This window comes from Pseudomonas granadensis (assembly GCF_900105485.1).
Lineage (GTDB): Bacteria > Pseudomonadota > Gammaproteobacteria > Pseudomonadales > Pseudomonadaceae > Aquipseudomonas > Aquipseudomonas granadensis.
Genome location: NZ_LT629778.1, coordinates 3,509,341 through 3,530,673 on the forward strand (window position 1 = coordinate 3,509,341; position 21,333 = coordinate 3,530,673).

Sequence of the window (21,333 nt, forward strand, 5' to 3'; positions counted from 1 at the left end):
ATGTTGCGTTATCTGAGCCGTCGCTTGCTGCTGATCATCCCGACATTGCTGTGCATTCTGGTGGTGAATTTCCTGATCGTGCAGGCCGCGCCCGGCGGGCCGGTAGAGCAAGCCATCGCACGTCTGCAAGGCTTTGGCGGGCACAGCATGGGCGGTGGCGGCGAGGTCGCGGCGGTCGGTGGTGCCGGGCGCAGCAGCCGTGGCCTGGACCCGGCACTGATCGAAGAAATCAAACACCATTACGGCTTCGACAAACCACTGCACGAACGCCTGTGGCTGATGCTGAAAAATTACGCGCAGCTGGACCTCGGCAGCAGTTTCTTTCGCGGCGCCAAGGTCACTGACCTGATCGTGCAGAAGCTGCCGGTGTCACTGTCGCTGGGCTTGTGGGCGACGCTGATCACTTACCTGATTTCGATCCCGCTGGGCATTCGCAAGGCAATCAGAAACGGCAGCGCGTTTGATGTCTGGAGCAGCACGGCAATCATCATCGGCTATGCGATGCCGGCATTTCTCTTTGCCATTCTGTTGATCGTGGTGTTCGCCGGTGGCAGCTACGTCAACTGGTTCCCAGTGCAGGGGCTGGTTTCGGACGACTTCGACCAGCTGAGCATGTTGGGCAAGCTCGGCGATTACCTCTGGCACCTGGTGTTGCCGGTCACCGCGCTGGTGATCGGCGGCTTCGCCACGCTGACCATTCTGACCAAGAACAGTTTTCTCAACGAAATCAGCCGCCAGTACGTGATCACCGCGCGGGCCAAAGGCCTGACCGAGCGCCGTGTGCTGTACGGCCATGTGTTTCGCAACGCCATGCTTTTAGTGGTGGCCGGGGTGCCGTCGGCGCTGATCGAAGTATTTTTCGCCGGCTCACTGCTGATCGAAACCATCTTCAATCTCGACGGCCTCGGGCGCATGAGCTACGAAGCGGCGGTGTCGCGCGACTATCCGGTGGTATTCGGCGCGCTGTTTCTGTTCACCCTGTTCGGCCTGTTGATCAAGCTGATCGGCGACCTCTGTTACACCCTGCTCGATCCGCGCATCGACTTTTCGGCGAGGACTGCCTGATGTTCACACTGTCTCCTCTGGGCCGGCGCCGTGTCGCGCAGTTCAAGGCCAACCGCCGTGGACGCTGGTCGCTGTGGCTGTTTATCGGCTTGTGCCTGATTTGCCTCGGCGGCGAGTTGATCGCCAACGACAAGCCGCTGGTGATCCGTTATCACGACGCTTTTTACTTTCCGATCCTCAGCGATTACCTCGAAACCGATTTTGGCGGCGAGCTGCCGTTTCAGCCGGATTACGCCAGCAATTACGTGCACAAGCTGATTGAGGATCAGGGCGGCTGGATGCTGTTTCCGCCGATCCCGTTCAGCTACGACACGGTCAATTACGACCTTGCGGAACCGGCACCCAGTCCGCCCTCGGCGAGCAATTGGCTGGGCACCGATGATCAGGCCCGCGATGTGTTGGCGCGGGTGATTTTCGGCACACGGATTTCGATCCTGTTTGCGTTGATCCTCACCGCCATCAGTGCGCTGATCGGCATCGTTGCCGGCGCGCTGCAAGGCTATTACGGCGGTTGGGTCGACCTGCTCGGGCAACGTGTGCTGGAGATCTGGTCGGGGCTGCCGGTGCTGTACCTGCTGATCATTCTGTCCGGTTTCGTCTCGCCGAGTTTCTGGTGGTTGCTGGGGATCATGGCGCTGTTTTCCTGGCTGGCGCTGGTCGATGTGGTGCGCGCCGAGTTCCTCCGTGGGCGCAATCTGGAATACGTCAAAGCCGCGCGGGCACTGGGCCTGACCGATAACGAACTGATGCGCCGGCACATCCTGCCCAACGCCATGACCTCCACCCTCACCTACCTGCCGTTCATTCTCACCGGTGCCATCGCCACCCTGACTGCGCTGGATTTTCTCGGCTTCGGCATGCCGGCCGGCACCGCCTCGCTGGGCGAGCTGATCGGCCAGGCCAAGCGCAATCTGCAGGCGCCGTGGCTGGGGCTGACGGCGTTTTTCGCCTTGGCGTTGATTTTGTCCCTGTTGGTTTTTATTGGTGAGGCCTGCCGTGACGCGTTCGATCCCCGGAGCTGACATGACTGACAACCTGATTGAAATTCGCGACCTGCGTGCCGCCTTCGCCGGGCAGCCCGTGGTGCACGGGGTCAACCTCGATATTCGCCGTGGCGAGTGCCTGGCGCTGGTCGGTGAATCCGGCTCGGGCAAATCGGTGACGGCGCATTCGATCCTTCGCTTGCTGCCAGAAAAAAACCTCAGCAGCAGTGGCTCGATCCGCTACAACGGCGTGGATTTGCTGCACGCCAGCGAGCAGCAGGTGCGTGGCTTGCGCGGCAATCGCATCGCGATGATCTTTCAAGAGCCAATGACCTCGCTCAACCCGCTGCACACGGTGCAACGACAGATCAGCGAAGTGCTGGAAACCCACAAAGGCCTCAAGGGCCGCGCCGCCCGCGCACGCACGCTGGAGCTGTTGGAACTGGTCGGCATTCGCCAGCCGTTGCAGCGTTTGAAGGCCTATCCGCATCAGCTCTCCGGCGGTCAGCGGCAACGGGTGATGATCGCCATGGCGCTAGCCAACGAGCCGGAGTTGTTGATCGCCGATGAGCCGACCACGGCGCTGGATGTCACGGTGCAGCAGAAGATCCTCGAACTGCTGATCGAGTTGCAGCAACGCCTCGGCATGTCGTTGCTGCTGATCAGCCACGACCTCAATCTGGTGCGGCGCATCGCGCAGCGCGTGTGCGTGATGCGTCACGGCGAGATCGTCGAACAGGCCGATTGCGCAACGCTGTTCAACGCGCCGCAGCATCCTTACAGCCGCCTGCTGATCGAGGCCGAGCCGAGCGGCGCGCCGGTGCCGAGTCAGTACGAGCACAACTTGCTCGAGGTCGATGATCTGAAGGTCTGGTTTCCCCTGCCCAAGGCATTGTTCAGCCGCCAGCAGGACTACATCAAAGCGGTGGACGGGGTCAGTTTCACCCTGCAACGCGGCAAGACTCTGGGAATTGTCGGCGAATCGGGTTCGGGCAAGTCGACCTTGGGTCAGGCGATCCTGCGTCTGATTGAATCGGAGGGCAACATCCGTTTCGGCAACAAGCAACTGAGCCTGCTCAACCAGCGCTTGATGCGGCCGTTGCGGCGGCAGATTCAGGTGGTGTTTCAGGACCCGTTCGGCAGCCTCAGCCCGCGCATGTCGGTGCAGCAGATCATTGCCGAGGGCTTGCTGACCCATGGCATCGGTACAGAAGCCGAACGTGAAGCCGCGGTGATTCGCGTGCTCGAAGAGGTTGGCCTCGACCCGCAAAGCCGTCATCGCTATCCCCATGAGTTTTCCGGCGGCCAGCGCCAACGCATTTCCATCGCCCGCGCACTGGTGCTGGAACCGGCACTGATCCTGCTCGACGAACCGACCTCGGCGCTGGACCGCACCGTGCAAAAGCAGGTGGTGGAGTTGTTGCGGCAGCTGCAGATCAAACACGGGCTGACGTATCTGTTCATCAGCCATGACCTGGCGGTGGTGCATGCGCTGGCGCATGACTTGATGGTGATCAAGGATGGCAAGGTCGTGGAGCAAGGATCGTCGCAAGAGATTTTCGCGGCGCCACAACATCCCTATACCCAGGAACTCCTCAACGCCTCCGCCCTAAAGCCCAACACAAAGCCCTGTAGGAGTGAGCCTGCTCGCGATAGCGGTATTGCAGTGATATGAGTGCTGCCTGACCCACCGCTATCGCGAGCAGGCTCACTCCTACAGGGATTGGGGGGTCATTGAAATTTATTTTCCAGGCACTGCATCCAATCGCCTCCGCCACGGGTAGTCCCTGTAACAGCCCACTTTTGTGCTGTCAGCGCTCTACCCTTTTCGGAGAATCATCGGATGAACATCACCCAGCTGATTGGCTTCACCGGTTTGCTCGCCGTCACCTCGACGACCTTTGCCCAGAGCAGTTATCCCGACACCATCAAAGTGCCGGACGGCCACAAGATCGCCCTGGAAACCACCGGCGTCGGCGAGATCACTTATGAATGCCGCGACAAGCCGAACATGGCCGGTCAGACCGAGTGGACCTTCGTCGGCCCGAAAGCCGTGCTCAATGACCGCAGCGGCAAGCAGGTCGGCACCTACTTCGGCCCGCCAGCGACCTGGCAAGCCAAGGACGGTTCGAAAGTCACTGGCACGCAATTGGCCGTGGCGCCTTCGAGCCCGGGCAACCTGCCTTATCAACTGGTCAAGGCCAACCCGGCTGAAGGCAAAGGCGCGATGAGCGGCGTGAGCTACATCCAGCGCGTCGCACTCAAGGGCGGCGTGGCCCCGGCCAGCGCCTGCACGACGGCGAACAAGGGCAAGCAGGAAGTGGTGAAGTATCAGGCGGACTATATTTTCTGGGCAGCGAGCTGACTTCCGGCTCACCCTGATTCCATGTAGGAGTGAGCCTGCTCGCGATAGCGGTGTATCAGTGAAAAATTAGTCGGCTGACACACCGCTATCGTCGGAACGCCGCCCGGAGCAGGCTCACGCCTACAAAGGGATGGTGGTGTTTGCTCGAATGTCAGCTAGATTGCACACCATGCCTTTAGCCGAATCCGATTTCGATTACCAAGCCAGTCTCGCTGCCTGTGCCCGCGGCGAGCGTGCGGCTCTGCGCGATTTGTATGTGCAGGAAGGCCCGCGCCTGCTCGGCGTGGCCAAGCGTCTGGTGCGCGACACCGCACTGGCGGAGGACATCGTTCATGAAGCATTCATCAAGATCTGGAACGGCGCGGCGGGGTTTGACCCGGCGCGCGGTTCGGCGCGTGGCTGGATGTTCAGCGTGACCCGGCATCTGGCGCTGAACCTGTTGCGCGATCACGGTCGTGAAACGCCGCTCAGCGTCGATCACGAAGTGGCGACCGAGGATGACGGCTTCGATGCCGCCGCACATTCGGCGCGCATCCATCGTTGCCTGGAACAGCTGGAGCCGCAGCGGCGCACTTGCATTGTGCATGCGTATGTCGACGGCTACAGCCACGCGCAGATTTCGGCGCGCCTCGGCACGCCGCTGGGCACCGTCAAAGCGTGGCTCAAGCGCAGCCTCAATGCGTTGCGGGAGTGCATGGGATGACCGGCGAATCGGCGCAGGAACGTGATGAACTGGCCAGCGAATACGTGCTTGGCACGCTATCGTTCGAACAGCGGATCGAGGTGCAGCGACGCTTGCCCAACGACCCCGAGTTGCGTGCGGCAGTGGACGCCTGGGAGCGGCGCCTGCTGGAGCTGACCGATCTGGCCGAACCGCAGCAACCGTCGGCGCTGCTGTGGCCGCGCATCGAACGCAGCCTCAATCGCCTCGCGGAAAAAGCGCCTGCAACGTTGTGGTGGAATCGGCTGCCGCTGTGGCGCGGTTTGAGTGCGGCCGGGTTGGCGGCAACCCTGGTATTGGGTTCGATTCTGCTGACCCAGACCCCGCCGAAACCGAGCTATCTGGTGGTGCTGGTGGCGCCGCAGGACAAGGCACCGGGCTGGGTGATCCAGGCCAGCAACTCGCGCGAGATTCAGTTGATTCCGCTCGGCGTGGTCGAAGTACCGGCAGACAAGGCCCTGGAATTCTGGACCAAAGCGGACGGCTGGCAAGGGCCGGTGTCGCTGGGGCTGGTCAAACCGGGCGAGGCCTTGTCGGTGCCGCTGGATAAACTGCCGCCGCTGCAACCGAACCAGTTGTTCGAGCTGACGCTGGAGGGCGCCAATGGCTCGCCGATCGGCAAACCGACCGGGCCGATCCAGGCGATCGGCCGCGCGGTGAAGGTGCTTTAAGGCTCTGTCCTGCGGGTTGCCGCTACCATCATCGGCGTCGATGTTCACCATCACGGCAATGAAGTTCTCAGAAAAAATTCCGGGCGTAACATCGGCTCCATACCAACCAACAACACCCCGGAGCACACCATCATGAAACGCCAGACTCTTCTCAGCATCGCTTTCTCGGTTTTCGCAGTTAACGCTTTCGCCGCTACCCCGGCCCACACAATGATCGCCGCTGACGGCTCGGACAAATTGATCGAAAGCCGTCTGGCTGAAGGTGGTTCGGATCGTCTGATCGAACGCCGCGTCGCTGAAGGTGGCTCGGATCGTCTGATCGAACGTCGCGTTGCTGAAGGCGGTTCGGATCGTCTGATCGAACGCCGCGTTGCTGAAGGTGGTTCGGATCGTCTGATCGAACGTCGCGTTGCTGAAGGTGGTTCTGATCGTCTGATCGAACGTCGCGTTGCTGAAGGTGGTTCGGATCGTCTGATCGAACGTCGCGTTGCTGAAGGTGGTTCGGATCGTCTGATCGAACGTCGCGTTGCTGAAGGTGGTTCTGATCGTCTGATCGAACGTCGCGTTGCTGAAGGTGGCTCGGATCGTCTGATCGAACGTCGCGTTGCTGAAGGTGGTTCGGATCGTCTGATCGAGCGTCGTGTCGCTGAAGGCGGTGCTGATCGCTTGAACGAACTGCGCAACGCTTGAATGAATGGCGGCACGCGCAACACCGCAGAAAAACCCGGCTCCCTCAGCCGGGTTTTTTATGTCTACCGTTTTATCCGGCCTTGGCCATGCAGCGTTTGTAGCGCTCGTCCACACGCTTGGCGAACCACGCGGTGGTGAGTTTGCGGGTGATCTTCGGACTTTGCAGGACGATGCCCGGCAACACCGCCCGCGGCAATGGCTTGCCTTCAGCCTGCTCGGCCAGTTCAAAAACCCGCTTGTAGAGTTTGCTCTCTTCGAATTCCAGGGTTTTGCCCTTCTCCAGCTGATCGCGAATGCTCGGGTTGCGCATGCCCAGCGATTTACCGAGGGTACGCACCGCCAGTTCCGTGCCGCCGGGCATGATCGAGTCATAGCGGATCAGGTCGCCATCGAGCGCCAGCGGGATGCCCGAAGCGCGGCTCACGGCATTCTGGAACGCAGCGTTGCGGCTGGCGTACCAACCGGCATTGAAATCGGCGAAGCGGTACAACGGCTCGCGGTAACTGACCGGATAACCGAGCAAATGCGCGATACCGAAATACATGCCACCGCGCCGGCTGAACACTTCGCGGCGAATCGTACCGTCCACCGGGTACGGATAATCCTTGGCGTGCTGTTCGGCGAATTCGATGCTGACTTGCATCGGTCCGCCGGTGTGCACCGGATTGAAGCCGCCGAACAAGGTGCGGCCCATCGGCACCATGCCGATGAAATCATCGAAAATCGCACTCAGCTCTTTCTCGCTGCGCGCCGCGTTCAGGCGTTCGCTGTAACTCTTGCCGTTGGGCGAACGCACTTGCAGGGCACCGCTGACCAGCAGGCTGGGGATGTGCACTTTGGCGGCGCGGCGGTCGATTTCGTCACGGGCGATCTTGCCCAGGCCAGGGACTTTTGGGTCAGCCTGAAAGGTCGACTCCTGCTCGGCCACGGCCAGCACCGAACACAGATTTTGCGTGGTCGGGCTGATGTTCTGCGCGGCGAAGGCGGCGTAGATATCGGTGGCCCAGCCCTGCCGGTCAGGGATTTTCGCCGGCATCAGCCGGACGATTTCGGCTTTCACCTCGGTGGGTGGGCGTGGCAGCGGTTCGCCGCCGCGCTGGCTGGCGCAACCGGCCAATGCCAGCAAAGCCGCGAGAGTGATGAGTAAGCGAGGGGTGTGCATGTTGCGTTATCCAGTCCGTTGAGGCGCCCCCACCATACACAATCGCTGGCAAACCGTGGGCCGTGACCGCGATGGCATAAGCCCTGCCCTAGCCCTCCCGAAACGTCGGACCGCCCGAAGGGAGAGGGGACTGACCGTGGTGAATATGAGAAATATGCCAAACTGAAATACCGAGTCGTACGCAAACTTCGAAGCCAACCAAAATCGGCTCCCTCTCCCTCGGGAGAGGGCTGGGGTGAGGGGCGAATTCACCGCAAAGCTCAAGCCATGCGGCGCTTCTCATCATTCAATAAACCGAGTGTCAGCACGCCTGCTTTTGATCTTGTTGTTGATCTTGATGGCGCCGTTGAAGAGCAAAAGCCCCTCACCCTAGCCCTCTCCCGGAGGGAGAGGGGACTGACCGCGGTGAATATGAGAAATACGCCAAACTGAAATACCGAGTCGTACGCAAACTTCGAAGCCAACCAAAATCGGCTCCCTCTCCCTCGGGAGAGGGCTGGGCGCCCGGCGTTTGAACGGCGGGACTGGCGCGCAACGGGTTTTACCTGCTGCGCCCGGATACGTATGTGGCGCTTGCCGAGACCAGTGCCGATCCGAAGGTGATCGAACGGTACTTCCACGACCGCGGTATCCGACCGTACTTCAACTGCACCTGACAAAGAACACCCTGAACCTGTGGGAGCTGGCTTGCCAGCGATAGCGGTAGATCAGCCAGCATGATTCTGCCTGTGCCGACGCCATCGCTGGCAAGCCAGCTCCCACAGGTTATGGGGTGTTGTTCAGATCCCGGCCAACGCCAGATCCATCGCAAAGTAGGTGAAGATCAGATCAGCACCCGCGCGCTTGATCGCGCCGAGGCTTTCGCGCACCACACGATCCTCATCGATCGCGCCGGCCTGGGCGCCGAACTTGATCATCGCGTACTCGCCACTGACCTGATACGCCGCCAGCGGCAGGTTCGACGCCTGACGAATGTCGCGGATGATGTCGAGGTAGGCGCCGGCCGGTTTGACCATCAGCGCGTCGGCGCCTTCCTGCTCGTCGAGCAGCGATTCGCGCAGGGCTTCGCGGCGGTTCATCGGGTTCATCTGATAGCTTTTGCGGTCGCCCTTGAGCGCGCTGCCACCGGCCTCGCGGAACGGGCCATAAAGCGCCGAAGCGAATTTGGTCGAATAGGCCATGATCGGAATCTGGGTGAACCCGGCCGCGTCCAGCGCCTGACGAATCGCTCGCACCTGGCCATCCATCGCGGCCGATGGCGCGATCACGTCGGCACCGGCACGCGCCGCCGCCACGGCTTGTTTGCCGAGGTTGATCAGGGTCTGGTCGTTGTCGACTTCGAGGTTGTGCATCACGCCGCAGTGGCCGTGATCGGTGTACTCGCAGAAGCAAGTGTCGGACATCACGATCATCTCGGGCACGGCGTCCTTGGCGATGCGCGACATGCGCGAAACCAGGCCGTCTTCACGCCAGGTGTCGCTGCCGTTGCTGTCCAGATGATGCGAGACGCCGAAGGTCATCACCGACTTGATCCCGGCGCGCGCGTAGCGCTCGATTTCGCTGGCCAGCTTGCGCTCGGGAATGCGCTGCACACCGGGCATGCTGGTGATCGGCACGAAGTCGTCGATGTCTTCTTCGACGAAGATCGGCAGGACCAGATCGTTCAGGCTGAACTCGGTTTCCTGGAACAGGCTGCGCAGGCTCGCATTGCGGCGCAGACGGCGGGGACGTGCTTCGGGGAACTGACTGGACATGGGGCCTTTCCTGAAAACAGCGGATGAGACGAAAGTCGTAGGGGGCGAAGCTTATGCCTTGCGGGGGTTGGGGTACAAACCTGGATCAATCAAGAGAGCGTTACCGGGTTCGCAACAATCTTCAGAACACCACAAATCCTCTGTAGGCCTTCGCCTGCTCGCGATAGCGGTGTGTCAGTCAACAAATGTGTGGCTGATACACCGCTATCGCGAGCAGGCGAAGGCCTACAGGGGAACGCAGTGAGTCAGGAGGGAATGCTCAGGCCGCGGACAACAGCAGGACGGGCGACAAACCGCTCCAGCACTCGCGTGACATTGGGGAAGTTCTGAATGCCCACCAGATCACCCGCTTCATAAAAACCGATCAGGTTGCGCACCCACGGGAACGTGGCGATATCGGCGATCGTGTAACGCTCGCCCATGATCCAGTCACGTCCTTCCAGGCGCGTATTCAACACGTTGAGCAGGCGTTTACTTTCATCAACGTAACGATCACGCGGACGCTTGTCTTCGTAATCCTTGCCAGCAAATTTGTTGAAGAAACCGAGCTGGCCGAACATCGGGCCGATCCCGCCCATCTGGAACATCAGCCACTGGATCGTCTCGTAACGCAGCGCGCCTTCCTGAGCCAGCAACTGGCCGCTTTTATCAGCCAGATAGATCAGGATGGCGCCGGACTCGAACAGCGGCAGCGGCTGGTCGCCGGGACCATGCGGATCGAGGATCGCCGGGATCTTGTTGTTCGGGTTCAGCGACAGAAACTCCGGCGAAGTCTGGTCGTTGGTGTCGAACCCGACGCGATGCGGCTCGTACGGCAAGCCGATTTCTTCGAGCATGATCGAGACTTTCACACCGTTGGGCGTCGGCAGGGAATAGAGCTGAATCCAGTCAGGGTACTGCGCCGGCCATTTCTGGGTGATCGGGAACGCGGACAGATCGGTCATGGGAAGCATCCAGTCACAAATTAGAAGGCGATCATAAAACAGGCCCGCCGCAGCGCCTACACGAACCGTAACATCCTGTCGCTAACCTGCGCTCAAGCTCGCAAAGTTTGCCGTTAAAGTGCCGCACGGCGGGCCGAATCGAACCAAATGGCCCTGCACGACTCTGAGCTATGCCTTTTTGCAGAGGAAGCTGTTCACGACATGGAAAACACCCGGCGCCGGCAGCCAGTGGTGTAACGGTTTGTCAGCCCTAACTGAATTTGCTGAAGACTTTCTATTTCATGACGAACCTGATGAGTTTCGCCAAACGTTTCAAACACCGTGCCTATGTGGTCCTGCCTTCCCTGCTGGCCGTGACTGCGCTGGCGTTGTCGCTGGAGTCCAGCGAGAGCCGCGCACAGCCGGCCGACGGCACGCAGACGCTGGTGTTTCTGCGCCATGCCGAAAAACCTGAAGGCGGCTTGGGTCAGCTCAACTGCCAGGGCCTGAATCGCGCCATCGACCTGTCGACGCTGTTGCCGGAAAAATTCGGCAAGGCCGACTACGTGTTCGCCGCCAATCCGACGCGCAATGTCGAGGAAGGCGAGCTGGACAATTCCTACAGCTACATTCGTCCGTTGATGACCATCAGCCCCGCTGCGATCAAGCTCGGCCTGCCGGTGAACATCGAGTTCTCGGCCAATGACACCAGTGACCTGGCCCGCGAACTGCTGGACGAGAAGTACCACAACTCGACGATCTACACCGCCTGGTCGCACGGCTATCTGCCGGAGCTGATCAACAAGGTCGCGGGCAACGCGGTCGGCAAGAAACAGAACATCACCGAGGACTGGGCGGGCAATGATTTCGACTCGCTGTATGTGCTAACCCTGACCTGGCATAACGGCAAGGCCAGCCTGCAGAGCCACAGTTACAAGCAGGGGCTGGATCATGGCGAGCAGAGCTGCCCGACCTGAGTTCTTGCATTGGCCTTGCTGGCCCCATCGCCAGCAGGCTGGCTCCCACAGGTTTTGTGTACGCCACTCCCCTTGTGGGAGCTAGCCTGCTAGCGATGAGGCCTGTCGAAGCAACCTCAACCTTTCTGATTCACCCGCTCGCGCAAATACTCAATCACCGCCCCCCGCTCCCCGGCAAACTCGATCCGTCCGCCCTTCTTCTCGCGCTGGAACACATACATCGGGTCGTAATACTCACGCAGCAAGCCTTCGATCCAGCCGCGATGCAGGTCCACCGCGCCGCTGCGGGCCTGCTCGGCCAAGGCGTCCTCCATCAACAGCAACAGGCGTCGATGGCGCTCGCCACCCAGACGTTTCTGCACGTTGTTAAGGCTCTCAATCAGGCGCTCGGAGAACAGCGTGAAACCCTCCTCGCCGTGGACAGCTGAAAACTCCGCCGCCAGATCGGTGACGTAATCACGCAAGATCCGCTCGACGCGGTCTTCGAAACGATCTTCCAGCCAGACCATCGGGTATTGCTGCATGCCCTGATACAGCGCCAGAGGCAAGGCGCAACTGCCAACCACCCGGCTCTCGTCCTCGAGCACGAACTGCTCGATACCGGCATCGCGTTTTTTCAGGATGTCGATGGCCAGACGGTTTTCGAAATCGATGTTCGACGGCTGCCCGGTCGCGCGTTTGCCGAAGCTCGAACCGCGATGATTGGCATGCCCTTCCAGATCCAGACCATTGCCGAGCTGCACCAGCACTTCGGTCTTGCCGGTGCCGGTCATGCCGCCGAGCAAAACGAAATCGCACTGGGCGATGGCTTGCTCAAGGGTGTCGATGAGAAAACTGCGCATCGCCTTGTAGCCACCACCGATACGCGGATAGTCGATGCCGGCCTCGTCGCGCAGCCATTGCTGGGTGATCTGCGAGCGCAGGCCGCCGCGAAAACAATAGAGATAACCATCAGGATGGGCCCGGGCGAAATCGGCCCAGGCCTGGATGCGCTCGGCCTTCACCGCGCCGGACACCAGTTGATGGCCCAATTCGATGGCCGCCTGCTGGCCGTGCTGCTTGTAGCAGGTGCCGATTTTTTGCCGTTCGGCGTCGTTCATCAGCGGCAGGTTGACCACGCCGGGGAACGCGCCCTTGTGAAACTCGACCGGCGCGCGAGCGTCCATCAGCGGTCGGTCGTTGAGGAAAATGTCGCGGTAGTCGGTGCAGTCGCGGAGCATCAAATCACCTCGACTGCGTTCGTCTGTCGCTCGACCAGTTCGCCGATTGGTGCAAGGTTCAGGCCCAGCTCGGCGGCGACTGCGAGGAATTCCTCGTTGCCCTCCGGTGTCACGGCGATCAGCAGACCACCGCTGGTTTGCGGATCGCACAGCACGCGTTTGTGCAGCTCCTGAACGCGGCCGACCTGTTTCGCGTAGCTGTCGAAATTGCGCAAGGTGCCGCCGGGCACGCAGCCCTGATCAAGGTAATACTCGACGCTGTCCAGACGTGGCACGCGGTCATAGGCAATGCGTGCGGTGAGCTGGCTGCCGTCAGCCATTTCCACCAGATGCCCGAGCAGGCCAAAACCGGTGACGTCGGTCATCGCGGTAACGCCGGCGAGTTTGCCGAAACGGCTGCCGGGCTTGTTCAGGGTGCACATCCAGTCACGGGCCACGCCAACGTCGGCGGCGCGCAGCTTGCCCTTCTTTTCGGCGGTGGTGAGGATGCCGATGCCCAGCGGTTTGGTCAGGTACAACAGGCAACCGGCGGTGGCGGTGTCGTTGCGCTTCATGTGGCGCTTTTCCACCAGACCGGTCACCGCGAGGCCGAAAATCGGCTCTGGCGCATCGATCGAATGCCCGCCAGCCAGCGGAATGCCCGCCGCGTCGCACACCGCGCGGCCACCGCGAATCACTTCCCGCGCTACTTCCGGCGCCAGCACATTGACCGGCCAGCCGAGGATCGCGATCGCCATCAGCGGATCGCCGCCCATTGCGTAGATATCGCTGATCGCGTTGGTCGCGGCGATGCGGCCGAAGTCGAACGGGTCATCGACGATCGGCATGAAAAAGTCCGTGGTCGACACCACACCGCGCTCGGCATCGATCTCGTACACCGCCGCGTCATCACGCGAGGCATTGCCGACCCACAATTTGGGGTCGAGGTTCTGCGCGCCACTGCCGGCCAGAATCACTTCCAGCACCTGCGGGGAAATCTTGCAGCCACAACCGGCACCGTGGCTGTATTGGGTCAGACGAATCGGCTCGCTCATGGGAGGGTCTCTGGCAATGAATGGGGCGGATTCTAGCAGAGCGCGACAAGGATCATGGGCGCTGGCGTCTGCCAAACGTCTTGGCGAACAGGCTCGCCGCTATAGGGTTTGGCGCCGGATGCAGCTTTCTGATCGATCCGTCATGAAATGTCGCGAAAGCTCCAACATTTCAGTGTCTTGCCAAATCTGGTACGCCTTGTGCAAACGTTTGCCTGTCACCCATGCCAGCCTTTTCGTGACAAACCTTAATCGCCCACGGAACTGCGGGCCCGGATCCACAAAAAGGACTTTGCATGCACCTCGTCTCGTCTCAATGCGCACCGTTATTGCGCACTTGCGCTGTTTCCCTGCTACTGACCGGCGTTACCGGATTTCTCAGCCACAGCGCCTGCGCGCAACCGGCGCCCGTCGAAGAATCCGCTCAGGGCGAGAGCCTCAGCCCCGAGGCCAGCCCGCCGAAAAAAGGTGCGTACCTGTCGGACTGGTACAACCAGGACCTGACCCTGATCGGCAGCAAGGACATCAGCTTCGGCCCGCAACCGGCCGATGACATCTATCTGGAATACGAGTATTTCGGCCGTAAAGGCCCGTTCGAACTTTACGGTTACATCGATGTGCCGAAGATCTTCAACATCGGCAACAGCCACGACAAAGGCGTGTGGGATCACGGTTCGCCGGTGTTCATGGAGCACGAACCGCGGATTTCCATCGACTACCTCGCCGGCCGCAGCCTGGCCATCGGCCCGTTCAAAGAGTGGTACGTCGCGTTCGACTGGATCTACGACCACGGCAGCCGCAAGGAAAACCGCGCCAACACGCTTTACAGCGGTTTGGGCACCGACATCGATACGCACTCGCGGGTCAATCTGTCGGCCAACCTGTACGGTCGCTATCAGTGGGAAAACTACGGCGCGAGCAATGAGTATTCGTGGGACGGCTACCGCGCGCAGCTCAAGTACATCGTCCCCATCGACAAATTCAGCAACGGCGCATCGCTGACCTACATCGGCTTCACCAACTTCGATTTTGGCTCGGATCTGCACAAGGAGGACCCGGCACGCACCGCCAACGCGACGGTGGCCACTAACGTCTTGCTCTACTCGTTCACGCATGTGCGCTTCACCCTCGTCGGCCGCTATTTCCACAACGGCGGCAACTGGGATGACGGCAGCGAGCTGAATTTCGGCGACGGCAATTTCCGTGCGCGTTCCAACGGCTGGGGTTATTACGCCGGCATCGGTTATCAGTTCTGACTCAAGGAGTTTTGCATGCAAGCCATTAAATGTTTGACCCTGACCGGCGCGGCCCTGCTCGCTTCCACCGCATGGGCGAGCGAGACACCGATTCAACCGAAAGTCGTGCTGATCACCATGTTCGCCCCCGAGGCGCAGCACTGGATCGACCGCCTCGAGCTGAAACAGGAAATCCGCGTGCCGGGGCTGTCCGCCGAATACCCAAGCATCCGTTGCAACGCCCAGCAGGTGTGCCTGCTGACCACCGGCATGGGCCAGACCAACGCCGCCGCCTCGACCCTGGCACTGGCCTTGTCGCCGAAATTCGACCTGCGCAAAAGCTACTTCCTGATCGCCGGCATTGCCGGCATCAGCCCCAAACACGGCACCCTCGGCACTGCCGCATGGGCGCATTATCTGGTCGAGTTCGGCACGCAGTGGGAGCTGGATTCGCGCGATGCCCCGGCGAGCTGGCCGACCGGTTATCTGGGCATCAACACCCAAGGGCCGAACGAAAAACCGCCGCTGGACTACAAGACCGAAGTCTTCGAACTCAACCCGACACTGCAAGCCAAGGCCTTTGCGTTGAGCCACAAGATCGAGTTGAGCGAGAGCAAGGAATCGGCGGCGTGGCGGCAGAAATATCCGTCCGCCCCGGCCAACCAGCCACCGGTGGTGACGCGCTGCGATACGCTGGCCGGCAATACCTGGTTTTCCGGCACACGGCTGAGCGAACGGGCCGAGGTATGGACCAAGCTGCTGACCGACAACAAGGGCGAATATTGCACCACGCAACAGGAGGACAACTCCACGTTTGAAGCGCTGTTACGCGCCAGCCGCGAAGGCCTGGTCGACGTGCAACGCCTCGCCGTAGTCCGCGCCGGCTCCGATTTCGACCGCCCGCAACCCGGCGGCAGCGAAGTCGACAACCTGCTCAAATACGCCGATCAGGGTGGTTTTGTGCCGGCGCTGGAAAACCTCTATCGGGCCGGTAATCCGCTGGTGCAGGACATTCTCAAGAACTGGTCGGCGTGGGAAAAAGGCGTCCCGCAGTCCTGAAGCCCCGCCACAAATCAACTGTAGGCCTTCGCCTGCTCGCGATAGCGGTGTGTCAGTCACATATTCGTTTACTGATACACCGCTATCGCGAGCAGGCGAAGGCCTACAAGGGTTTTGCGGTGAATCAGGGAATGAGGATGACTTTGTCCCCGCCGCCCTGATTCAATTCGGTATACCGCGCGAGACCTTCAGCCAGCGGCACCTCGACCAGCCCCTGCGGCAACGGCAACCGATCCTCATCGAAAAACCGCCCGAACTGCTCGAGCATCGCCGCGCACGCTTCAACGCCATACAACAACGAATTGATCCCCACCACCGAACCGCCCTTGCGGTACAGCGCCAGCGCCGGCAGTTGCACGTGACCGTCCACTGGCGCGGCGATGATTGCGATGCGCCCGAACGTCGCCAACGCCGCCACCGACGCCGGCAACCAGAAACCGGTGGTGTCGAAAATCACATCGGCGCCGCCGCGATACACCGCGTTGACCTGCGCACCGAGGTCTTCGGGTTGCTCCAGTTGAATCGTCTGATAACCCTGCGCCTGCAAGTCGGCCACTTGTTCGGGACGCCGCGCGGCAGCGAGCAACTGCGCGCCACGCACTTTGGCCAGTGCCAACGCCGCTGTCGCCACCGCCCCGCCGCCGATCACCAGCAAACGTGTGTCGGCGCGCACCAGACTGCGCTCCAGCGCATCCCACGCCGTGGTGTACGGCACGCCGAGGCTGGCCGCTTGAGCGAAGCTCAGGTGCGATGGCTTGTGCGCGACGCCGCTGGCCGGCAGCTTGACGAATTGCGCATGGGAGCCATCGGCGAAAAACCCCAGTTCACGGCCCGTTCCCCAGACTTCCTGACCGATCAGCGCTTGCGGCCCTTCGACCACCAACCCGGCAAAGTCCCGCCCGGGAATCCGTGGCAGCGTGGTGTAAGGAAAACGGCCAAGGACGTTTTTCACATCGCTGGGGTTGAGGCCGGCCGCTTTGATCTGCACCAGTACTTCATCAGGGCCAGGCACGGGTGTCGGCACCTCGGTGTAACGCAGGGAAGACAGGTCGCCGGTTTTATCGAATTGCAGAGCTTTCATGGAACGATCCATCCAAAGAAAAGAGAAAGTCAGGACAACCAACCGGCGACGAGCTGCCGGCCCATCGGCCACAACTGTTCACCGGCGAGCATGCCGAGCAGGCCGACCAGCGCGATGGCCGGTGGGGCGGGAGAACGGAATTCGAGCGCGCCGTACAACAGGCCGACGCCCAGACCGATGGCAAGCGAAATCAGATAATTCATCGAGGCACTCCGCCGTTGACAAGCAATGGGCAGAGTCTAGGGAGAGGGACCGGAGGCTACCGGCCAAGGACTTCTGGATTTCGGCCAAACCGGCGGAACCACCGCGATCCCCTTGTAGGCCTTCGCCTGCTCGCGATAGCGGTGTGTCAGTTTATGGATCATTGAAGGATAAAACGCTATCGCGAGCAGGCGAAGGCCTACAGGGGGATTGCATTCAGCCAGTGATAAATTGCGAAGGCGCCACCCCCAGCTCACGCCGGAACATGTCACTGAAGCTGCTCGGCGAGTAACCCAGCTCCCGCGCGATGGCACTCACTGCGACGCCCTGAATCAACTCCGCCACGGCTGTCGCCAGTTGCACCTGACGCCGCCATTCGGCGAAGCCCATGCCGAGGCTGTCCTTGAACAGCCGCGCGAGGGTGCGCACGCTGGCTCCGGCGTTTTCCGCATGCTGCTCGAACGGCAGCGCCAGCGACGGCGCCGCCATCACCGCCTGACACACTCTCATCAGGCGCCGATCGGAATTGTCCGGCAGCGGGACCTTCAATGAAGAGCGCCGCGCACGCCTGAGTTCGAGCAAGGCCAGCCCGACCAGCGCCTCGTAGTACTCGGGTTCGCCGCTGTCGCCCTGCCCCACCAGGCCGACAATCAGCTCACGCAGCAAACCGCCGACCTCGATCACCTGCACCGTCGCATCCAGTGTCGCCGCCAGCGCCGGGCGCAGATAGATATTGCGCATCTGCAAGTCCGACACCACGCGAATGGCGTGCGGCACACCCGGCGGCAACCACACCGCCCGCTGCGGCGGCACCACCAGCGCTTCGTGCGGCGTCTCGACCCACATCACCCCGCTCATCGCATACAGCAACTGCCCCCAGACATGTTCATGGGGTTCGATGAACAGCCCGCGCGGATAGGTGCGTGCCAGCGGTTGCACCGGCACATCGGGGTCACTCAGATCGGGGGGCGCAGCAAGGGCCATGGCGAGCATTCACTGGGGTTGACGAAGGCGCCATGGTAACCAGCGCGCCCGACGCTCGCCAATCATCGCTACCGTCGGACAATCCGACTGAATTTTCGCGACGCCCTGCGATCCGTTAATTACCACAGGGAGGAATACCGGCTTTATGAACAACGCAAAACTATTTGTTATCGACTACACCCTTCACGGTACGCCCAAGTCGTTCATTATCCGCTCGGACAAAATGGACAATGCCGAAGCCTGGCACTGGGCGAGCTGCGACGCCGGCGTCGGCCGAATCCCGCGCTTTGGCCGTGAAAAGGTACAAAAGACCAGCAAACCGATGGCGGAAAAATTCGGCCTGGAAAACGTCACATGGCGCCAGACGCATTAACTACCCAGTCGCTTGCGGACGAGGGAGAAGCACTGATGGACATCCTTTACCACCCGGCGCGGCTGGACTACGGCCTGACCACGATCTTCGGCCAGATCAGCAAAAGCGTGAACTGCGAAGTCGGCCTCGAGACCGTTGCGGACGATCCTTATCGCTTTACCTTATGCGTCAAGGCGCCGGTACCGGAGGATCTGGACCAGGCGAAAATCGTCGTGGTGAAAGTGGATGGGCGTACGCTTCAGGGCAGTGTTCGGGAGAGGGAGCGGATGGAGGATGCAGGGCTGAAATTGCAGGTAGAGCCAGATTGATCAAAAGCCCCTCACCCTAGCCCTCTCCCGGAGGGAGAGGGGACTGACCGAGGTGTTTGGGCTAGATACTGAAATCTGAGATACCGAGTCGAATGCGAATTTCGAATTCAACCAAAATCGGCTCCCTCTCCTCGGGGAGAGGGCTGGGGTGAGGGGCAGCCACACCACAAAACCAAAGCCAACCACCCGCTTCTAACCACTCAACAATGAGCGTTAGCTCGAGTGCCTTTGATCTTGATCTTGCCTAACCAGCGACATCGGAAGGCTGAGCGCAGGGATCGATCCGGGCGTGGGAGCGCAGCGACCGTCTGGCGCAGCCAGACACAGCGGAAGGAGGTGCAGCGAAGCAAACCGTAGCCGCTGCGCCCGGATCGATCCCGGAGCGAAGGGACCCGAGCTTGCGAGGGCCGAACGCAGGAGCAAGCCTTTTGGTTCCTTTTTGGCGTCTGAAAAAGGGACTCGCCGTAAGGGCGAAACCGCCAGCCGCAGCACCCGAAGCAACGGATATACACCCCATCTCAGCGCCCCATAAAATCAATCCAGGCGCGAAGAACTCCGATACATAAATACCAGCGCCAACGCCAGACACCCCATCGCCAAAACCCGACTCCACGAAAGCTCAATCGCCGGATTGCCCAACCAGCCGAAATTATCGATCAACATCCCCATCCCCAACTGCCCGACAATCACCGCCACCGTCGCCACCGCCGTGCCCACCACCGGCACCGCACCGACCATCACCATCATGTACACCACGCCGAACAGAGCCCCGGTCAACTGCCACTTCGGCACGTCGAGCAAGCTCACCGCCTGCGCCGGCTCAAAGAAGAAAATCAACAACCCGGTCACCACCGCGCCCACCGCAAAGGTCAGCAGACTGCTGCGCAACACGCCAACCGACTCACCCAGGCGCCCGTTGATCGCCGCTTGCACGCTCAACACCGCGCCGGCCAACACCACCACTGCCAACAAAATCACCAGACCCATCACTCACCCCCGCGCAATCAGAACCAATGCCACCACAATCAGCCCCAAGGCCAGCCAACGCTCGCCATTGACCTTCTTGCGGGTCGCGCCGAACCAGCCGAAATGGTCGATCAGCACGCTCTTGCCCACCTGCCCCGAGAGGATCGCGATCATGGTCATGGCAATACCGATATGCGGCGTTGCCAGTGTCAGCACCACCACGTACATCGGCCCGAGAAACCCGCCGATCAACTGCCAGCGCGGCAGATCGGTCAGCGCCGGGCCTTTCTGCGGACCGGCGAACAGCAGCAGCAAAAACAGGATCGCCGCCCCGACGCCGAAGATACTCAACGTCGCCCACAGGTGCCCGACCTGCTCGCCCAGAGGCCCGAGCAGTCCGGCCTCTACCGACAAGCCCATGCCCGCCAGAATCACCAGCGGCAGCAACAACAAGCGCAACCCCGATTTTTTCACAGGCGTGGCAATAGCCACTTCATCCAGCGTCTGCATAAAAACTTTCCACTTCAAGAAACGATGGCGCGGATTATCGGCTGGCATAGCTGTGCGATAAATGGGAGCATCCGGACAACACTTTTGCGCAACCCGCACAACAGGACATCCCATGCACGGGCTCAATGAACTGGGATTCAAGGCACTGCGGCTGTTTGTAGCGGTGCTCGACCACGGCAGTTTTTCCGAAGTCGCGCGCCGCGAAGGCGTGGCGCCCTCTTCGATTTCGCGGCAAATCCAATTGATGGAGCAAGCGCTGAATCAGCAATTGCTTTACCGCCACACCCGCGCCGTTTCGCCGACCGAGGCCGGTCGTATGCTCGGCCATCATGCGCGGCTGGTGCTGGTGCAGCTGGAAGAAGCCGAGCAAGCGTTACAGGAGCAGCAAAGCGAACCGACGGGGCTGGTGCGCATCAACGCCCCGGTGGTGTTCGGTCAGCGCCATCTGAGCCCTTGGCTGGGCCAGTTGTGCGCGCGGTATCCGCAGTTGCAACTGGATATTCAGCAGACCGATCACTACGTCGACCCGTTGCAGGCAGGCGCCGATCTGCTGGTGCGCATCGGCCCGTTGCACGATTCGAGCATGCAGGCGCGGATTCTGGCGCCGCACCGCTTTCAGGTCGCCGCAAGCCCCGCGTACCTCGCGCGCCACGGCACGCCGCAACAGCCTGAGGATCTGGCTCAACACCAATGCCTGGCCTACAAAGGCGCGGCCGGTCAGCAGCGCTGGTTTTTCCGCCGCGAGGGCGAGGACTGGACGCCGCACTCGGTCAAAGGCCCGATCACCAGCAACCACGCCGACACCCTTACCCAGGCCGCCGAACAGGGGCTGGGGCTGGTGATGTTTCCGTCATGGCTGATTGGCGAGGCGGTGCGCGCCGGCACGCTGGTGCCGGTGTTGCGCGGGTATCAGGTATCGAACAGTCTGGAGCCGCAGCAGATTGCGGTGCTGTGGCCGGGCAGTCGAAGGTTGTCGGTGAAGGTGCGGACGGTGATTGATTTTTTTGTTGAGTGTTTTGGTGAGGTGCCGTATTGGGACAGGCCTTGAAGATCA

General features: G+C 61.1%; 23 protein-coding genes. 13 read left to right on the forward strand and 10 right to left on the reverse strand.

Annotation, left to right across the window (positions count from 1 at the left end):
- The 7 genes from BLU52_RS15435 (at position 1) to BLU52_RS15465 (ending at position 6,495) form a co-directional block, all read left to right on the forward strand.
- On the forward strand, positions 1 to 1,065 hold the full coding sequence (locus BLU52_RS15435; protein ID WP_090284561.1) for a microcin C ABC transporter permease YejB: 1,065 nt from the start codon (positions 1 to 3) through the stop codon (positions 1,063 to 1,065).
- The gene (locus tag BLU52_RS15440) at positions 1,065 to 2,087 is read left to right on the forward strand and encodes an ABC transporter permease (RefSeq protein ID WP_090284563.1); all 1,023 of its coding nucleotides are present in this window, start codon (positions 1,065 to 1,067) and stop codon (positions 2,085 to 2,087) included. The genes BLU52_RS15435 and BLU52_RS15440 overlap by 1 nt, the downstream gene beginning before the upstream one ends.
- A gap of 1 nt (position 2,088) precedes the next feature.
- The gene (locus BLU52_RS15445; protein WP_090284565.1) at positions 2,089 to 3,723 is read left to right on the forward strand and encodes an ABC transporter ATP-binding protein; all 1,635 of its coding nucleotides are present in this window, start codon (positions 2,089 to 2,091) and stop codon (positions 3,721 to 3,723) included.
- Between the two features lie 168 nt (positions 3,724 to 3,891).
- Positions 3,892 to 4,413, forward strand: coding sequence for a DUF3455 domain-containing protein (locus tag BLU52_RS15450; RefSeq protein WP_090284566.1), 522 nt, complete (start codon positions 3,892 to 3,894; stop codon positions 4,411 to 4,413).
- Between the two features lie 169 nt (positions 4,414 to 4,582).
- Positions 4,583 to 5,116 carry a sigma-70 family RNA polymerase sigma factor gene (locus BLU52_RS15455; RefSeq protein WP_090284567.1) on the forward strand — a complete coding sequence of 178 codons (534 nt, stop codon included), beginning with the start codon at positions 4,583 to 4,585 and terminating at the stop codon, positions 5,114 to 5,116.
- Complete coding sequence (locus tag BLU52_RS15460; RefSeq protein ID WP_090284568.1) at positions 5,113 to 5,805, forward strand: anti-sigma factor; 693 nt, start codon at positions 5,113 to 5,115, stop codon at positions 5,803 to 5,805. Before BLU52_RS15455 ends, BLU52_RS15460 begins: the two co-directional genes overlap by 4 nt.
- Before the next feature lie 132 nt (positions 5,806 to 5,937).
- A complete protein-coding gene (locus tag BLU52_RS15465; protein WP_090284569.1) occupies positions 5,938 to 6,495 on the forward strand; it encodes a phage infection protein in 558 nt (185 codons plus the stop codon).
- A 70-nt stretch (positions 6,496 to 6,565) separates the two neighbouring features.
- Here BLU52_RS15465 and BLU52_RS15470 read toward each other — a convergent pair whose 3' ends face one another.
- The 3 genes from BLU52_RS15470 to BLU52_RS15480 form a co-directional block, all read right to left on the reverse strand.
- Positions 6,566 to 7,657, reverse strand: a complete 1,092-nt coding sequence (locus tag BLU52_RS15470; protein ID WP_090284570.1) for a DUF1615 domain-containing protein — start codon at positions 7,655 to 7,657, stop codon at positions 6,566 to 6,568.
- Between the two features lie 779 nt (positions 7,658 to 8,436).
- On the reverse strand, positions 8,437 to 9,411 hold the full coding sequence (hemB, locus tag BLU52_RS15475; RefSeq protein WP_090284571.1) for a porphobilinogen synthase: 975 nt from the start codon (positions 9,409 to 9,411) through the stop codon (positions 8,437 to 8,439).
- Between the two features lie 245 nt (positions 9,412 to 9,656).
- On the reverse strand, positions 9,657 to 10,355 hold the full coding sequence (locus tag BLU52_RS15480) for a glutathione binding-like protein (RefSeq protein WP_090284572.1): 699 nt from the start codon (positions 10,353 to 10,355) through the stop codon (positions 9,657 to 9,659).
- A gap of 281 nt (positions 10,356 to 10,636) precedes the next feature.
- Between BLU52_RS15480 and BLU52_RS15485 the strand changes: the two genes are divergently transcribed.
- Entirely contained in the window at positions 10,637 to 11,311 is a 675-nt protein-coding gene (locus tag BLU52_RS15485) for a histidine phosphatase family protein (RefSeq protein ID WP_090288588.1), read from the forward strand.
- A gap of 116 nt (positions 11,312 to 11,427) precedes the next feature.
- Here BLU52_RS15485 and mnmH read toward each other — a convergent pair whose 3' ends face one another.
- Together mnmH and selD are read right to left on the reverse strand one after the other, a co-directional pair.
- Positions 11,428 to 12,531 carry a tRNA 2-selenouridine(34) synthase MnmH gene (mnmH, locus tag BLU52_RS15490; RefSeq protein ID WP_090284573.1) on the reverse strand — a complete coding sequence of 368 codons (1,104 nt, stop codon included), beginning with the start codon at positions 12,529 to 12,531 and terminating at the stop codon, positions 11,428 to 11,430.
- Positions 12,531 to 13,565 carry a selenide, water dikinase SelD gene (selD, locus tag BLU52_RS15495; protein WP_090284574.1) on the reverse strand — a complete coding sequence of 345 codons (1,035 nt, stop codon included), beginning with the start codon at positions 13,563 to 13,565 and terminating at the stop codon, positions 12,531 to 12,533. The genes mnmH and selD overlap by 1 nt, the downstream gene beginning before the upstream one ends.
- A 293-nt stretch (positions 13,566 to 13,858) precedes the next feature.
- Here selD and BLU52_RS15500 point away from each other — a divergent pair, with 293 nt between their 5' ends.
- Together BLU52_RS15500 and BLU52_RS15505 are read left to right on the forward strand one after the other, a co-directional pair.
- Positions 13,859 to 14,818: a nucleoside-specific channel-forming protein Tsx gene (locus BLU52_RS15500; protein WP_090284575.1), complete on the forward strand. Its 960-nt coding sequence runs from the start codon at positions 13,859 to 13,861 to the stop codon at positions 14,816 to 14,818.
- A gap of 15 nt (positions 14,819 to 14,833) precedes the next feature.
- Positions 14,834 to 15,856, forward strand: a complete 1,023-nt coding sequence (locus tag BLU52_RS15505; RefSeq protein ID WP_090284577.1) for a purine-nucleoside phosphorylase — start codon at positions 14,834 to 14,836, stop codon at positions 15,854 to 15,856.
- Positions 15,857 to 15,980: 124 nt separating this feature from the next.
- On the opposite strand, the gene BLU52_RS15510 is transcribed toward BLU52_RS15505, so the two are convergent.
- From BLU52_RS15510 to BLU52_RS15520, 3 genes are all read right to left on the reverse strand, one after another.
- Positions 15,981 to 16,937 (reverse strand): quinone oxidoreductase family protein, encoded by a 957-nt coding sequence (locus BLU52_RS15510; RefSeq protein ID WP_090284578.1) that lies wholly within the window; start codon positions 16,935 to 16,937, stop codon positions 15,981 to 15,983.
- A gap of 29 nt (positions 16,938 to 16,966) precedes the next feature.
- Positions 16,967 to 17,140: a DUF1427 family protein gene (locus BLU52_RS15515; protein ID WP_090284580.1), complete on the reverse strand. Its 174-nt coding sequence runs from the start codon at positions 17,138 to 17,140 to the stop codon at positions 16,967 to 16,969.
- 214 nt (positions 17,141 to 17,354) lie between these two features.
- Positions 17,355 to 18,131 (reverse strand): AraC family transcriptional regulator, encoded by a 777-nt coding sequence (locus BLU52_RS15520; protein WP_090284582.1) that lies wholly within the window; start codon positions 18,129 to 18,131, stop codon positions 17,355 to 17,357.
- 136 nt (positions 18,132 to 18,267) lie between these two features.
- On the opposite strand from BLU52_RS15520, the gene BLU52_RS15525 reads away from it, so the two are divergent.
- Together BLU52_RS15525 and BLU52_RS15530 are read left to right on the forward strand one after the other, a co-directional pair.
- Positions 18,268 to 18,495: a DUF6555 family protein gene (locus tag BLU52_RS15525; RefSeq protein ID WP_090284584.1), complete on the forward strand. Its 228-nt coding sequence runs from the start codon at positions 18,268 to 18,270 to the stop codon at positions 18,493 to 18,495.
- Positions 18,496 to 18,530: 35 nt separating this feature from the next.
- On the forward strand, positions 18,531 to 18,803 hold the full coding sequence (locus BLU52_RS15530; RefSeq protein ID WP_090288591.1) for a hypothetical protein: 273 nt from the start codon (positions 18,531 to 18,533) through the stop codon (positions 18,801 to 18,803).
- Between the two features lie 534 nt (positions 18,804 to 19,337).
- Here BLU52_RS15530 and BLU52_RS15535 read toward each other — a convergent pair.
- Together BLU52_RS15535 and BLU52_RS15540 are read right to left on the reverse strand one after the other, a co-directional pair.
- Positions 19,338 to 19,790, reverse strand: a complete 453-nt coding sequence (locus BLU52_RS15535; RefSeq protein WP_090284586.1) for a DMT family transporter — start codon at positions 19,788 to 19,790, stop codon at positions 19,338 to 19,340.
- Between the two features lie 3 nt (positions 19,791 to 19,793).
- Positions 19,794 to 20,279 carry a DMT family transporter gene (locus BLU52_RS15540; protein WP_090284588.1) on the reverse strand — a complete coding sequence of 162 codons (486 nt, stop codon included), beginning with the start codon at positions 20,277 to 20,279 and terminating at the stop codon, positions 19,794 to 19,796.
- A 112-nt stretch (positions 20,280 to 20,391) separates the two neighbouring features.
- Between BLU52_RS15540 and BLU52_RS15545 the strand changes: the two genes are divergently transcribed.
- A complete protein-coding gene (locus BLU52_RS15545; protein WP_090284590.1) occupies positions 20,392 to 21,327 on the forward strand; it encodes a LysR family transcriptional regulator in 936 nt (311 codons plus the stop codon).
- Positions 21,328 to 21,333: the final 6 nt, after the last annotated feature.

Excerpts from the sequence above, each read along its gene's own strand:
- BLU52_RS15440 (WP_090284563.1), top strand. The coding sequence starts at position 1,065 with ATGTTCACACTGTCTCCTCTGGGCCGGCGCCGTGTCGCGCAGTTCAAG.
- BLU52_RS15455 (WP_090284567.1), top strand. The coding sequence starts at position 4,583 with ATGCCTTTAGCCGAATCCGATTTCGATTACCAAGCCAGTCTCGCTGCC.
- BLU52_RS15465 (WP_090284569.1), top strand. The coding sequence starts at position 5,938 with ATGAAACGCCAGACTCTTCTCAGCATCGCTTTCTCGGTTTTCGCAGTT.
- BLU52_RS15540 (WP_090284588.1), bottom strand. The coding sequence starts at position 20,279 with ATGCAGACGCTGGATGAAGTGGCTATTGCCACGCCTGTGAAAAAATCG.
- BLU52_RS15530 (WP_090288591.1), top strand. The coding sequence starts at position 18,531 with ATGGACATCCTTTACCACCCGGCGCGGCTGGACTACGGCCTGACCACG.
- hemB (WP_090284571.1), bottom strand. The coding sequence starts at position 9,411 with ATGTCCAGTCAGTTCCCCGAAGCACGTCCCCGCCGTCTGCGCCGCAAT.
- BLU52_RS15535 (WP_090284586.1), bottom strand. The coding sequence starts at position 19,790 with ATGGGTCTGGTGATTTTGTTGGCAGTGGTGGTGTTGGCCGGCGCGGTG.
- BLU52_RS15545 (WP_090284590.1), top strand. The coding sequence starts at position 20,392 with ATGCACGGGCTCAATGAACTGGGATTCAAGGCACTGCGGCTGTTTGTA.
- BLU52_RS15445 (WP_090284565.1), top strand. The coding sequence starts at position 2,089 with ATGACTGACAACCTGATTGAAATTCGCGACCTGCGTGCCGCCTTCGCC.
- mnmH (WP_090284573.1), bottom strand. The coding sequence starts at position 12,531 with ATGCTCCGCGACTGCACCGACTACCGCGACATTTTCCTCAACGACCGA.
- BLU52_RS15435 (WP_090284561.1), top strand. The coding sequence starts at position 1 with ATGTTGCGTTATCTGAGCCGTCGCTTGCTGCTGATCATCCCGACATTG.
- BLU52_RS15450 (WP_090284566.1), top strand. The coding sequence starts at position 3,892 with ATGAACATCACCCAGCTGATTGGCTTCACCGGTTTGCTCGCCGTCACC.
- BLU52_RS15485 (WP_090288588.1), top strand. The coding sequence starts at position 10,637 with ATGACGAACCTGATGAGTTTCGCCAAACGTTTCAAACACCGTGCCTAT.
- BLU52_RS15525 (WP_090284584.1), top strand. The coding sequence starts at position 18,268 with ATGAACAACGCAAAACTATTTGTTATCGACTACACCCTTCACGGTACG.
- BLU52_RS15480 (WP_090284572.1), bottom strand. The coding sequence starts at position 10,355 with ATGACCGATCTGTCCGCGTTCCCGATCACCCAGAAATGGCCGGCGCAG.
- BLU52_RS15500 (WP_090284575.1), top strand. The coding sequence starts at position 13,859 with ATGCACCTCGTCTCGTCTCAATGCGCACCGTTATTGCGCACTTGCGCT.
- BLU52_RS15510 (WP_090284578.1), bottom strand. The coding sequence starts at position 16,937 with ATGAAAGCTCTGCAATTCGATAAAACCGGCGACCTGTCTTCCCTGCGT.
- BLU52_RS15460 (WP_090284568.1), top strand. The coding sequence starts at position 5,113 with ATGACCGGCGAATCGGCGCAGGAACGTGATGAACTGGCCAGCGAATAC.
- BLU52_RS15520 (WP_090284582.1), bottom strand. The coding sequence starts at position 18,131 with ATGCTCGCCATGGCCCTTGCTGCGCCCCCCGATCTGAGTGACCCCGAT.
- selD (WP_090284574.1), bottom strand. The coding sequence starts at position 13,565 with ATGAGCGAGCCGATTCGTCTGACCCAATACAGCCACGGTGCCGGTTGT.
- BLU52_RS15470 (WP_090284570.1), bottom strand. The coding sequence starts at position 7,657 with ATGCACACCCCTCGCTTACTCATCACTCTCGCGGCTTTGCTGGCATTG.
- BLU52_RS15515 (WP_090284580.1), bottom strand. The coding sequence starts at position 17,140 with ATGAATTATCTGATTTCGCTTGCCATCGGTCTGGGCGTCGGCCTGTTG.
- BLU52_RS15505 (WP_090284577.1), top strand. The coding sequence starts at position 14,834 with ATGCAAGCCATTAAATGTTTGACCCTGACCGGCGCGGCCCTGCTCGCT.